The sequence below is a fragment of the Methylobacterium sp. CM6257 genome, assembly GCF_054611515.1.
This window is the reverse complement of sequence record NZ_CM137735.1, coordinates 3,625,001-3,637,321: the sequence shown is the minus strand read 5'-3', so window position 1 is coordinate 3,637,321 and position 12,321 is coordinate 3,625,001. Positions and strand designations below refer to the sequence as shown.

Sequence of the window (12,321 nt, the reverse complement as noted above, 5' to 3'; positions counted from 1 at the left end):
CTCAGGCACCGAGGCCGGGCTTGCCGAACAGCCCCTGAGGGCGGACTAGGAGTACCAGCGCCATGAAGGCGAACATGGCGATGCTCGCCATCTCGGGGGCGAGGAGCGCGGTCATCGAGACCACGATTCCGACGAGGAGCCCCGCCACGACGGAGCCCAGGAGGGAGCCCATCCCGCCGATCACCGTGACGGCGAAGGCCTCGCTGAGCACGACGTTGCCCATCTCCGGGTTGACCGAGCGCATCGGCGCGGCGAGCACGCCGCCCAGGGCCGCCAGGGCGATGCCGAGGCCGAAGACCCACAGCCACAGGCGCTCGATATCGACCCCGAGCACCCGCAGGATCTCGGGATCGCGGGCCCCGGCCCGGACGATCAGCCCGATCTTCGTCCGCTCGAGACCGACCCACAGAGCGACGAGGACCAGGGCGACGATGCCGATTACGAAGATCCGGTAGATCGGAAAGAAGCCGACCCCGAGGTCGGCCACGCCGGAGAGTTCCTCAGGGGTGGCGAAGGGCAGGCCGTCCGAGCCGAACAGGATGCGCACGCCCTCCACGAGCACGTAGCCGAGGCCGAAAGTCAGGAGCAGCGCGTCGTCCGGCGGCCGGCCTGCCAGGGGGCGGATCAGGAACCGTTCCACGAGCAGGCCTAGGGCCCCGACGAGGAGCGGGCCGAGCAGGAGGGCGGCCCAGAAGCTGCCGGTACGCTCCATCACGAACACGCCCGCATAGGCGCCGACCATGAAGACGTTGCCATGAGCGAAATTCACGATGCCGAGCATGCCGAAGATGATCGACAGGCCGAGCGCCAGCATCACGAAGACGGCCCCCAGCGCCACCCCCGAGAAGAGCTGCATGGCGATCAGTTCGAGGTCGAGGGATCCCCAATCCATGGCCGTCTCCCGCTCCCCGGTCAGGCGCGGTGCCCGAGTTCGTCGCAGCTGCGCAGAGCCGCCTCCGAGCCCGGCTCGATCTCTAGGATTTTGAAGAGGTCGGCGTCGTTGGCCATCTCGGACTTCTTCTTCGACTCGGTGACGAGCACCGACTGGACCGCCTGGTGGTCACAGGCGCGGTAATGCTCCGGGCCCTTGGCGACGTCGTATTGCAGGGTCTCCAGCGCGGCGATCACCTTGTCGGTGTCGGTGTCGCCGGCCGCCTTCACGGCCATCAGCAGCGACCGGATCGCGGCATAGCCGTAGGCGCCGTAATCGGTGGGGACCGCTCCGGCATAGGCGGCCCGGAACGCGTCGTTAAAGGTCTTTGCCGAGGGGACGGTATCCTCCAGACGCCAATAGTAGTTGCTGGCTCCGACCACGCCCTCGAAGGCGTCGGGGCCGGCGGCGAGGCGCTGGTTGTGCAGGAGCACGGGCACGACGATCTTAGCGACCTTCTTCAGTCCGAAATCGTTGGCCTGCTTGATGCTGTTGGCTTGGTCGCGGCCGAAATTGCAGATGCAGAGGATGTCAGGCCGCATCGAGCGCAGCCGGGGCATGAACGTCGAGTAATCCGCCGCGCCGAACGGGTGCAGGATCTCCCCCGCCGTCTCCGCGCCGATGGCGGCGGCGGCGCGCTTGAAGCCCCGCAGCATCTCGTGGCCGTAGGCGTAGTCGGCGACGAGATAGGCGACCTTCGTGCCCTTCCTGAACGCGTGCTTGGCGACCGCGGCGGTCGTCATGTGCGGGTTCAGGGCCTCGTGGAAGGTGGTGCGGCTAAAGTCCTTGGCCTCGTTGATCGTGTCGGACTGGCTGATCGACACGTAGAGCACCTTGCGGGAGCGGGTGATCTCGTTGACCGACAATTGCACCGCGCTCGACAGGGCGCCGACGATGAAATGAGCCCTGTCCTTCTCGATCAGCTCCAGCGTGCGCGTGGCGGCCTCGCCGGGATTGAGCTTGTCGTCGCGCACCAGAAGTTCAGCCATCCGGCCGTTCAGGCCGCCGGCCTCGTTGAACTGCCTGACCGCGAGCTCGGCGGAGCGGATCTGGTCCTTGGCCTCGGCGCCGAACGGCCCGGTGACCGGCGTCGGGAATCCGATGCGGATCGTTTCGGCCGCGCGGGCGGGGCGCGGCTGACCGATTCCGGCGAGCGTGCCCGCGGCCATGCCCGCGACGAGCGTCCGGCGCGAGAGCGTACCCTGACCCATGATCCGTTCCTCCTGTGCTCGCGCGGGGCTCTTGAAGGCCGGCCCGCGTCGCGAAATTCGCGAACCCCTCACACGACGCCGAGCGCCCTGAGGATGCGTTCGGGCGTCATGGGCAGCTGGGAGACCATGGCGCCCAGTGGCTGCAGAGCGTCGTTGACGGCATTGAGCGCAGCGCCACTGGAGGCGGCGGTGCCGGCCTCGCCGCAGCCCTTGGCGCCGAGCTCGGTGTCGCGCGTGGGCGTCTCGACGTGCCGGATGACGATATCGGGCATCTCGCAGGCCATCGGCACGAGGTAGTCGGTCATCGATCCGTTCAGGAGCTGACCGGTCTCGCTGTACCGGCATTCCTCGAAGAAGGCGGCGCCGAGCCCCTGCACCACGCCGCCGCGGATCTGCTCGTCCACGAGAAGCGGATTAATAACCCGGCCGCAATCCTCGACGACCCAGTGCTTCAGGATGCGCACGAGGCCGGTCTCGGGATCCACCTCGACGAGGCTGCCGTGAATGCCGTTGGTGAAGGCGAAGGGGTAGCCGCGCGGGGCGAAGTGGTGCGCGACGGTCAGGGCCGGCGACACGCCCGGCGGCAGCAAGTCGGAGCGATAGTAGGCGAGATTGGCGACCTCGGTCAGCGTCATGCGGGGTGTGCCATCCGCCCCGGTCACCGCGCCGCCGCGGATATCGAGGGATGCCGCCTCGGCCTGGAGGATGGCGGCGGCGATCTCCAGGATCCGCTCCTTCAGCTTGCGCGCGGCCTGAAGGGCGGTCTCGCCGCCAATCCCGGCCCCGCGGCAGGCCCAGGTCGCCCCGCCGGACGGCGTCGTCTCGGTGTCGCCGGTCAGTACGCGGACGCGGTCGCGGTCGAGCCCCACGCCCTCGGCGACGATCTGGCCGACGATGGCCTCGCTGCCCTGGCCCTGCTCGGTGATGCTGATGGCGCAGGCCACGTCGCCCGACGGCGTCAGCTTGAGAACGCAGCCGTCCTGCGCCGAGATGTGGGCGCCGCCGACGCCGTAGAAGGCGGGCGTCGGGTTGGTAATCTCCACGTAGGTCGCGATACCGATGCCCCGGTGGATGCCCTTCTCCCGCAGGGCCGCCTGCTCAGCGCGCAGGGCCGGGTAGTCCATGAGTTCCTGGAGCCTGTCGAGGCATGTCGCGAGCGAGAGCTTTTCGAACGTGTACCCGCTCGGCGTCTTGTGCGGGTACATGTCGTCGGTCACGTAGTTGCGACGGCGGATCTCGAAGGGATCGAGATCGAGTTCCCGCGCCGCCAGATCGACCAGCCGCTCCGTCACCGCGCAGGCGATCGGGTGGCCGACCGCCCGGTATTGGCTCATCTGCACCTTGTTCTGGGCGAGGACGGTGAGGTCGGCCCGGTAGCCGTTGAGGCGGTAGGGCGCCCCGATCAGGCGCACAACCTGATTGCCCTCGACGGCGCTGGTGCGCGGATAGGCCGAGAACGGGCCGACGCCGGTCACATCGTCCACCTCGATCGCCCGCATCCGCCCGTCGCCGTCGAAGGCGAGCCGGGCGCGCACCCGGTGGTCGCGGGCGTGGATGTCGCTGGCAAAGGCCTCCATCCGGTCGGCGGTGAACTTCACCGGCCGCTTAAACAGCAGGCTCGCGCCCACCACCGCCATGTCCTCGTGGTAGAGATGCAGCTTCATCCCGAAGGAACCGCCGACATCCGGGGCGATCACCCGTACCCTGGCCTCCGAGAGCCCGAAATGCCGGGCGTAGATGTCTTGGAACTGATAGGGCGTCTGGGTCGACTGGTGGACGGTCAGCCGTTCTTCCGCTGGATCGTAGTCGGCCACGAGGGAGCGGGGCTCCATCGTCACGGCGGTGTGCCGGCCGAAGCAGAGGTCGACCGCGACGCTCCAGGCGCCTTCAAAGGCCCGCGCCGTCTCGCCCGCCTCGATCCGCGTGCGGAACAGGACGTTGTCGGCGGCGTCCGCGTCGATCCGGGGAGCGTCAGGGGCGCTAGCGGCGTCGAGGCCGACGACCGGCTCCAATTCCTCGAAATCGATGCCGACGAGCTCAAGGGCGTCCTCGGCCTCGGCGCGGCTCTCGGCGATCACCATGACCACCGGCTGGCCGGCCCAGACCACCTTGTCCGTCGGCAGGGGCATCTGCGGAGCCGAGCGCATTCCCTTGAAATGGCTGAGAGTTCCGGTCCAGGGTGCGCAGATCGCCACGAAGTCGGCGCCGGTCAGCACCGCATGCACACCCGGCATCGCGGCAGCATCGGCTGTCTCGATCGACCCTAGGCGGGCATGGGCGTAGGGGCTGCGCAGGAAGGCGGCGTGAAGCATGCGGGGCAGCACCACGTCGTCGGTATACCGCCCCCGACCCGCCAGCTGACGCTTGGCGCCGGGCCGGGGAAGACCCTGGCCGATGTAGCGGGTCCGGCCCGGGCTGTCGGTGGCCGCGCTCATGCCGCCTCTTGCGTGGCGCAGGCGGCCTTCGCGACGCCCTCGATGGCGTCGACGATCGCCTCGTAGCCGGTACAGCGGCAGTAATTGCCCGATAGGGCGTCTCGGATCGCCTCCCGCGAGGGCGCGGTTCCGCCGGGGCGGCATCCTTTCAGGAAGTCGAGAGCGACGACCAGGATCCCCGGCGTGCAGAAGCCGCATTGCAGGGCGTTCCGGGTGTGGAAGGCCTCTTGCAGCGCGGCGACCGCCCCCGAATCCGAGAGCCCTTCGAGGGTATCGACCCGCATCCCGTCCGCCTGCACCGCGAGCATCAGGCACGCATGGATCGGTTTCCCATCGAGGTTGACGATGCAGGCTCCGCAGGCGCCGACCTCGCAGCCGAGGTGCACGGCGGTGAGACCGAGATCCTGCCGGAGGAAATCGGCCAGCGACAGGCGCGGCTCCACGAAGCGCCGGACCCTCGCGCCGTTGACGGTGAGGCTGACAGGTTGCGGCGCGATCATGCGGCCTCCGCCTGCTCAGGGCCGTCACGGAGGGCGGAGAGCACCCGGCCGAGGAGGACCCGGGCAAGGTGCATCCGCGCTGCGGCTGAGAGAGTATCGTCGTCGTCGGGGGCGAGATCGGCCGCGAGGGCCGCCTTCGCCGCTGCTATGCTCTCCAGCCTAAGGGGTTGGCCGGCCAGGGCGGCCTCAGCCGCCGGAGCCCGCATCGGAGTCGGGCCGACGGAGCAGAAGGCGAGCCGCGCCGTCTCGATGACATCCCCCGCGAGGGCGAGGTGCGCCGCGAGCCCGACCATCGCGTAATCGCCCCGGCGACGGGCGATCTCGTCGAAGCGCATCCGCGTGCCGGGGTGGGCGAGGGGAACCCGCACCGCGGACAGGAGCTCGCCCGGCGCAATCACGGTCTCGAACAGGTCCCGGAAGTAATCGTCCGCCGCCACGTTCCGGGTTCCGGCCGGTCCGGTGATCTCGATCGACGCCCCGAGCGCACGCATGCAGGCCGGCAGTTCGGAGGCGGGATCCGCCAGAGCGAGGCTGCCGCCCATCGTCCCAAGGTTCCGGATCGCCGGATGCGCCATGAAGGCCGCCGCCTCGTTCAGCATCGGCGCATGGGCAGCGATCAGGCCGGAGGACAGGGTCTCGGCGTGACGGGTCAGCGCGCCGATCCGCAGGGAATCGCCTTCGACGGAGATCCCCCGCAGGGCGTCGATCCGGCCAATGTCGATGAGCAGGTCGGGTGCATCGAGGCGCAGATTGAGGGCCGGCAGAAGGCTCTGGCCGCCCGCGAGATAGCGCGCCTCGGCCGTGCAACCGGCATAGGCGTCGAGCGCCTCCGCCACGCTCGTCACGCGGCGGTAATCGAAGGCCCGCGCCTTCATGTGCGTCCCTCCCAGGCCGCCAGTTGCCGGGTCAATCATTGTTGACCACTTGGTTACAAGCTATCGAGGGGCGGAGTGCGCCGTCAAGCGAAATAACCAATCGGTCACGAAGCATGGCCCCGACCGTCGACTGCCCCGAGCATCCCACGCCACCGAAGATCCGGCGCCGCCTGCCCGCGGCCGAGCGCGAGCAGCAGATCGTGGAGGCCGCCGCGCAGTTTTTCGCCGAGCACGGACTCGGCGGCCAGACCCGGGAACTGGCTAAGGAGCTGGGCATCACACATTCGGCGATCTTCCGGTACTTTCCGACCAAGGAAGCGCTGCTCGACCGCGTCTACGAGCACGTCTACGTCAAGCGCTGGAACCCGGCCTGGACGGGACTGGTCCGGGATCGGTCTCAACCGCTCAGTTCCAGGATCGTCCGCTTCTATGCGGAGTACACCGAGCAGATCTTCGATTTCGTGTGGGTCCGGATCTTCGTCTTCTCAGGTCTGAAGGGTTACGACATCGCGCCCCGTTACCTCACGATCATCCGCGAGCGGGTCATCCATCCGATCTGCGCGGAGGTCCGGGCCGATCTCGGCCTCCCGGACCCGGAGACGATGCCCTTGACGGAGCGGGAGATCGAAGCCGCCTGGGCCATGCACGGGAAGGTGTTCTATCTGGCGATCCGCAAATTCGTCTATGGATGGCCTATTCCCCAAAATCTCTCGCAGACGATTTCCGACGACGTCGCGTCATTTCTTGAAGGATCGCGTTTTATTTTTCTAGAAAGTGCGAAGGATGCGGGATCCTGAAGTAATTGAGTTCCATTCGCGCGCAACGGTGGTCGATCGCGCGACCTCAGTTCTGACCAAACGTCCGAACCAGAGCGGCTGTGCCGAAATTTCCAAAACTCCAACGTTTCGGCGGCTTTGGCACTTTCGGCCCAATTGGCACGCAGTCCGCGCAAACATTCCTGTGCTGTGCGCATTACACGGCGGCGCAGGAGATAAAATCTAGCAGTTCGCCCGTCAGAAGTGTGCACCCCGACGCCGAGGTTCGGCGGGTGTCGTGCCGACCCGCCGCATGAAGGTGCGCCGGAGTGTGGCAGCGTCGCTAAAGCCGCAGGGGCCGCTTCCAGGCACTCCGATGGACTAAGTGCGGCAGCTTCTGGCCGGAGAACGCACCCGTGGTGGTCGCTCGCCTTCTCAGGGCCAGCCAGCGCCTGTGTTCGGTCATTGCGCTCCCACGCCCGGGGACGGTGCGGTCCCGAGGCATGGGAACAGGCCCGGGGCAGATCGACGGAGCGGTTCCGGGCGGTCGGGTAGGCTCACATTCGCGCGAAGCTGGAACGGGGGCGATCCTGGTCGAACGTCCCTGTGCAAGGGGACCCCGGCCTACCGGCGCAGGAGGAGGCTCCTGAGACGCACTGCCCTTCAAGTTCCCAGAAGGCGGGCGTTCGGTGAGCGAGACAGGGCCGTTCAAGCCGACACACGACGTCGTCTGGTCGAAGCCCCCCTCAAGGCGCCCGCAACCTGCTCCGCGGAGTAGGGCTTGCGCACGACCTCGAAGTCGTGGGTATCGTCCTGTGCCAGAACATCGCTGTAGCCGGTCGTCAGGATCACCGGCAACTCGGGGTGGCTCGACCGCAGCCGCCTGGCCAGTTCGACGCCGCCCATGCCCGGCATCACGACGTCCGAGAAGACGGCATCGAACCGGGAGGGTGAGCGCGCCATCTCGGCGAGCGCCGCCTCGGCATCGTGCGCCCAGACGGTGGCATGGCCGAGGTCCTCCAGAAGCTGCGTGCAGAAGCGCCCGACGTCGAGATTGTCCTCGACCACGAGAACGCACAGCTTGCGCACCGCCCCCGGCGCCTCACTGGGGCTCACGGCGGGCCTGAACTGCGGGATGGGCGGCGGATCGACCTGGGGCAGGTACAGCACGAATGTGGACCCATGCCCCACCTCGCTGGCGACGTCCACGTCGCCACCCGATTGTTTCGCGAAGCCGATGACTTGGCTGAGCCCGAGACCCGTGCCCTTGCCGACCGACTTCGTCGTGAAGAACGGCTCGAAGATCCTGGGCAGCAGATCCGGTTCAATGCCGGCCCCGCCGTCCACCACGGACAAGGCGACGAACGGACCGGTCGCGCCTGCGTGGGAGCGGATGCGCGGCAGCGACCGATTGGGGTGGAGCCGCAAGGTCAGCGTGCCCTCGCCCTCCATGGCGTCCCGGGCGTTGACCGCCAGGTTGATGAGCGCGGTCTCGAACTGGCTCGCGTCCGCCCGCACGTGACAGGGTGCCTCGGGCACCTCCATGACGATGCTGAGACGCGCGCCCGTCACCGCGTTCAGCATGTCCGCCAAGTCGCGCAGACGCGCGCCAACCTCGAACACCTCGGGCGTGAGGGGTTGCCGCCGGGCGAATGCCAGGAGCTGGCTCGTCAGCTTGGCGGCGCGATCCACCGTGTCCGAGACCGCCTCCAAGTAGCGGATGCGCCGCTCCTCGGCCAGGTTAGGGCGGCGCAGGAACTCCACCGACGACCGGATGATGGTCAGCATGTTGTTGAAGTCGTGCGCGACCCCGCCGGTGAGTTGCCCGACCGCCTCCAGCTTCTGGGCATGCCGAAGCGTCTCCTCGGCGCGAGCGAGCCGCTCCTGCTCGCGCAGATGCTCGGTGACGTCCTGGACGTACTGGAAGGCACCGATCCGCGTCCCCTGTGCGTCCCGCAGCGTCGTGAACTTAATCTCATAGTGCTGGCGCCGCCGCTGCTCGTGGCCGAACGCCTCGACGAGCGTGAACTCCTCGCCCGCGAGCGCCCTCGACCAGATCGACCGTACCGGCGTGAGCATGTCGGGCATGTGCGCGAGGAGGTCGAGAAGGCTATCCCCGATCCGCGGCCGGACGCCGTAGACGGCGTCGACCTCCTCGATCCAGGCCCGGTTGGCGGCCAGCAGCCGAAACTCGGTGTCGAGGGCGCAGACGAGGGCATCGGTCGTCTCGAACACGTCGGCCCAGAGCTTGCGCTGGGCGAGCGCCTCCTCGACCCGCCGCTCAAGCGTCGCGTTCATCTCGTGCAGCCGCGCCTCGGCCATCTTGCGGTCGTGCACGTCCTCCACGACCCCGTACCAGCGCACGATGGCGCCAGCCTCGTCTCGGCGCGGGAAGGCGCGGGCGCGCATCCAGCGAAAGTCCCCGGTCGCCGCCATGCGGATGCGGTAGTCCACGTCCACCGGCTCGCCCGAGGTGAGGGCGGCTCTGAACTTCGTTAGGGTGCAGGGCACGTCATCGGGATGCAGGGCTCTGACCCAACCGGAGCCAAGGGGCTCGCCCGGGCCCTGACCCGTCATCTCCAACCAGCGGTTCGAGTAGGAGGTGATGTTGCCGTCCGGGTCGCAGGTCCAGGGCACCTGCGGATTGAGCTCCACCGAATGTCGGAAGTGGTCCTCGCTCTCCAGCAAGGCCGCCTCGCCGAGGACCCGGTCGGTGGTCTCGGCGGTGACGCAGAACAGACCATTGATCGCGCCTGCATCGTCGTGGGCGGGCGAGTAGGTGAAGGACCACCAACTCCGCTCCGGCTTCCCCTTGCGCGAGAGGTCGAGCATCACGTCGGTGAGCGTCTGGCTCTCGCCGACGAGGGTGGCTTCCACCAGCGGCTCGATCTCGTCCCAGATGCTCGCCCAGACCTCGCGGAAGGGACGGCCCAGGGCGTTGGGCTGGCGGTAGCCGAGAATCGGCCTGTAGGCATCGTTGTAGAAGCAGAGCAGCTCCGGTCCCCAGGCGAGGAACATGGCCGTCGGGCAGGCGAGCATCTGGGCAAGCCTGACGCGAAGGGATGGCGGCCAGCGGTCGGGCGGTCCGAGCGAGGTGGCCGACCAGTCATGGGCACGGATTTCGGCGCCCATCCGGCCGCCGGAGGGCATGAACTGGAAGGCGTCAGGCAAGGCGCGAGCAACCCTTCAAAACGGTTCGCGGAAGGATCGGATTAGCCGGGCACATCACGTGCCGAAGGCATCGACGCGGATCGCTGACGGATGCGCCTAGTTTAAATAGACTAGATTCCATACCAATCACACCTCGCGCTGAGCCAGCATGACACCGTCGTTGCCCCGCACCTGTGTCGGGATCGCGGGTAGCGTAGCGTCACTCGATGGCGCGACGACGGCGCGCCGCCCTTCGTGGCGGGCGCAAGGTGCCGGGTTCAGGAGCGGTCGAGACGGACGGCCACCTCATTCCTGCGCAGAAATGGAACGTTGAACGGCGGGTCGTAGCCCATGAACATCGGGGCACCGCTCGCCCTGAGGCCTACAGCCGCCAGGACCCCAGTGAGGATACGCTCCTGCTCCGCCCTGTCCCCGGGGGTGATGCGGCCGGAGAAGCGAAGCGCGGCCACGCGCTCGGCCGGGACCTGGACCAAGCGGACGCCGGCCTCTGTCGGCTCGGGCGCCCCGGCCTCGGCATCCGCGCGCGGCAGGAAGAAGCGCATCGTGCCGCCCGCTCCCTGCTCGACCGGCGCCGGCATGGCCACCCGTTGGCCAGCCGTCTCCACAGGGTTGGTCATGGCGATGCGGCCCGCCCCCTTATTCGCGCCCGTGATGTAGCGGAACAGCCGCCCGAACGACTCACCGTCCCCCAAACCGCGCGCGTCCGTCTCAACGGCGAGGCGGGGCTCGTAAGCGCGGATCTCGACCTCACGGTCGAGGCGCTCGATGACGGCGTAGCGGGGCTGCTCGTAGAGCGCTCGCACGCCGAAGATGCCGAGCACGGACTCGATCAGGGTGACGAGGTAATAGACGAACTTGTCCATGGCTGAAGCCTCCGGCTCGGAAGGATTGAGGCAGAGGGTTTCGCTGCACGGCATGCCTTCGGCCGCACAGGCAGGTTACGCCCTAATCAGGTCGGGGATGGCGCTCCTGAGGCGGAAGAACCCCCTTGTCGCGAGCGGCCAGGCCCGCTCGTCCCAATCCCGACGTACACGCAGGCATCCTGTCGGCAATGCCTCGGCTGAGGGGCCGACCGGAACCCAGGCCGTCACCACCGGCAAATCACCGGCCCAGCCCTCGCCTACGGGCCGAGCCGAGCAGCCGAAATGGGCCTTGGCCCGCGCGAGTGCATCCGCCATGGCCGCCTCATCGGCAGCACGGACGAGGTCACTTGCGCTTCCCGCATGCGCGACGAGGCCGCCGATCCGAACCACCTCGGCCCGCCCGAGTGGAAGGCTCTCTGGATGCAGGTCATCAAGGTGCAGGAGCAGGGCGACCTGGGCGTCCGGCGGCACGTCGGCCGGGGCAAGCGGCACCTCGCGCGGCGGCATCGGCTCCTCCAGTGGCGCGGCTGCCTCGTCGAGGCCGGCCGGGTCGTGGCGGTCCTGCGTGTAGCGCCGGATGTTGTCGCGACGCGCCAGGTAGTGCTTGCCGCGGGTATGCAGGCCCGCGACCCAGCGCCAGGACAGGGTGTTGCTCGCCGGGTCGCCGTCGAGCAGGTACCGTAGGAAGAAGTCGGCACCGAGCTCCCAGGGCAGGCGCAGGGTGAAGATCCAGATCGAGGCGAACCACATCCGGGCATGATTGTGCAGCCAGCCCTCCTCGACGAGCTGGCCCACCCAGTCGTCGAAGCCGTCGATGCCGGTGCGCCCCTCGACGGCCGCCTCTAATGTCCGACGGAGGCCCGGCTCGGCCGCGAGGCGCGCCCGGGCCGCCGCCAGGCCCGCGCGGTAGCAGGTCCAGGCTTCCGGGTGGGTTTCGAGGTAGCCCTTGAAGTAGGTCCGCCAGGAGACCTCCGAGACGAATTTCTCGGCACCGCGCTCCCCGAAGGCGCGCAGAGCGGCGCGGGCGACCTCCTCCTCGGTCAGCAGGCGGCGGCGCAGGTAAGGGGACAGGGCCGAGGTGGTGGGTCTCGCTCCGGGCCCGCGATCCGTGTTCCGGTCGGCGGCATAGGTCGCCCCCGGGCCGGCGAGGAAGGCGGCAAGGGCATCGAGGCCGGCGGCTCGGGTCATGATGGGCGGGTCTGACATGGGATCAGCCTCGGCCGCTGCAGCGGACCGGCATCAGAATGGGAGCGCACGGTCGATCAGCACGACGGCTCTGCCGACTCTGCCTGTCTCCCCGATCTGCTCGACGATGAAGTGCGCAACGTCCGCCCTCGTGATCAACCCGTTGCGCCACGACGAGGGCTCTTCGAGGATATGGTAGCGCCGGGTCGCCTTTCCGCCCGTCAGCACCCCAGGACGGACCAGCGTCCAGTCCAGCTTGCTGCGGCGGATGCGCATCTCCTGGGCGTCCTTGTCGTTGTAGGCGCGCCCGAACACCAACCGGAATGGCAGGCGCTGCAGCGGACTTATGGCATCACGCCTGTCGCCAGCGCCGAAGCCGGTGGCCGCCACCAGCC

Annotated in this window: 10 protein-coding genes (1 of these 10 running past the window's edge); 1 reads left to right on the top strand and 9 read right to left on the bottom strand. The window is 68.4% G+C overall.

Annotated features, from left to right (window positions below):
• Position 1 precedes the first annotated feature (1 nt).
• The 5 genes from ACYCO6_RS17885 to ACYCO6_RS17865 form a co-directional block, all read right to left on the bottom strand.
• On the bottom strand, positions 2–892 hold the full coding sequence (locus ACYCO6_RS17885) for a branched-chain amino acid ABC transporter permease (RefSeq protein ID WP_459773345.1): 891 nt from the start codon (positions 890–892) through the stop codon (positions 2–4).
• A 20-nt stretch (positions 893–912) separates the two neighbouring features.
• Entirely contained in the window at positions 913–2,142 is a 1,230-nt protein-coding gene (locus ACYCO6_RS17880; RefSeq protein ID WP_459773344.1) for an ABC transporter substrate-binding protein, read from the bottom strand.
• Positions 2,143–2,210: 68 nt separating this feature from the next.
• Positions 2,211–4,577, bottom strand: coding sequence for a xanthine dehydrogenase family protein molybdopterin-binding subunit (locus ACYCO6_RS17875; RefSeq protein ID WP_459773343.1), 2,367 nt, complete (start codon positions 4,575–4,577; stop codon positions 2,211–2,213).
• A complete protein-coding gene (locus ACYCO6_RS17870; RefSeq protein WP_459773342.1) occupies positions 4,574–5,077 on the bottom strand; it encodes a (2Fe-2S)-binding protein in 504 nt (167 codons plus the stop codon). The genes ACYCO6_RS17875 and ACYCO6_RS17870 overlap by 4 nt, the downstream gene beginning before the upstream one ends.
• Complete coding sequence (locus ACYCO6_RS17865) at positions 5,074–5,952, bottom strand: FAD binding domain-containing protein (RefSeq protein ID WP_459773341.1); 879 nt, start codon at positions 5,950–5,952, stop codon at positions 5,074–5,076. The genes ACYCO6_RS17870 and ACYCO6_RS17865 overlap by 4 nt, the downstream gene beginning before the upstream one ends.
• A gap of 113 nt (positions 5,953–6,065) precedes the next feature.
• Here ACYCO6_RS17865 and ACYCO6_RS17860 point away from each other — a divergent pair, with 113 nt between their 5' ends.
• Positions 6,066–6,749 carry a TetR/AcrR family transcriptional regulator gene (locus ACYCO6_RS17860; RefSeq protein ID WP_459773340.1) on the top strand — a complete coding sequence of 228 codons (684 nt, stop codon included), beginning with the start codon at positions 6,066–6,068 and terminating at the stop codon, positions 6,747–6,749.
• Positions 6,750–7,415: 666 nt separating this feature from the next.
• Here ACYCO6_RS17860 and ACYCO6_RS17855 read toward each other — a convergent pair.
• The 4 genes from ACYCO6_RS17855 to ACYCO6_RS17840 form a co-directional block, all read right to left on the bottom strand.
• A complete protein-coding gene (locus ACYCO6_RS17855) occupies positions 7,416–9,878 on the bottom strand; it encodes a PAS domain-containing protein (protein WP_459773339.1) in 2,463 nt (820 codons plus the stop codon).
• A 257-nt stretch (positions 9,879–10,135) separates the two neighbouring features.
• A complete protein-coding gene (locus ACYCO6_RS17850) occupies positions 10,136–10,741 on the bottom strand; it encodes an SOUL family heme-binding protein (protein WP_459773338.1) in 606 nt (201 codons plus the stop codon).
• A 75-nt stretch (positions 10,742–10,816) separates the two neighbouring features.
• Positions 10,817–11,947, bottom strand: coding sequence for an FAD-binding domain-containing protein (locus ACYCO6_RS17845; protein WP_459773337.1), 1,131 nt, complete (start codon positions 11,945–11,947; stop codon positions 10,817–10,819).
• A 33-nt stretch (positions 11,948–11,980) separates the two neighbouring features.
• Positions 11,981–12,321, bottom strand: partial view of an NAD(P)-dependent oxidoreductase gene (locus tag ACYCO6_RS17840; protein WP_459773335.1) — the 3' portion only. The gene runs 193 nt beyond the window's last position; only the last 341 of its 534 coding nucleotides appear in the window; the start codon falls outside the window, past its right edge — the gene reads right to left on this strand; it ends in the stop codon at positions 11,981–11,983.

Coding starts and splice junctions, on each gene's coding strand:
- ACYCO6_RS17875 (WP_459773343.1), bottom strand. CDS start 4,577: ATGAGCGCGGCCACCGACAGCCCGGGCCGGACCCGCTACATCGGCCAG.
- ACYCO6_RS17870 (WP_459773342.1), bottom strand. CDS start 5,077: ATGATCGCGCCGCAACCTGTCAGCCTCACCGTCAACGGCGCGAGGGTC.
- ACYCO6_RS17885 (WP_459773345.1), bottom strand. CDS start 892: ATGGATTGGGGATCCCTCGACCTCGAACTGATCGCCATGCAGCTCTTC.
- ACYCO6_RS17860 (WP_459773340.1), top strand. CDS start 6,066: ATGGCCCCGACCGTCGACTGCCCCGAGCATCCCACGCCACCGAAGATC.
- ACYCO6_RS17850 (WP_459773338.1), bottom strand. CDS start 10,741: ATGGACAAGTTCGTCTATTACCTCGTCACCCTGATCGAGTCCGTGCTC.
- ACYCO6_RS17880 (WP_459773344.1), bottom strand. CDS start 2,142: ATGGGTCAGGGTACGCTCTCGCGCCGGACGCTCGTCGCGGGCATGGCC.
- ACYCO6_RS17865 (WP_459773341.1), bottom strand. CDS start 5,952: ATGAAGGCGCGGGCCTTCGATTACCGCCGCGTGACGAGCGTGGCGGAG.
- ACYCO6_RS17845 (WP_459773337.1), bottom strand. CDS start 11,947: ATGTCAGACCCGCCCATCATGACCCGAGCCGCCGGCCTCGATGCCCTT.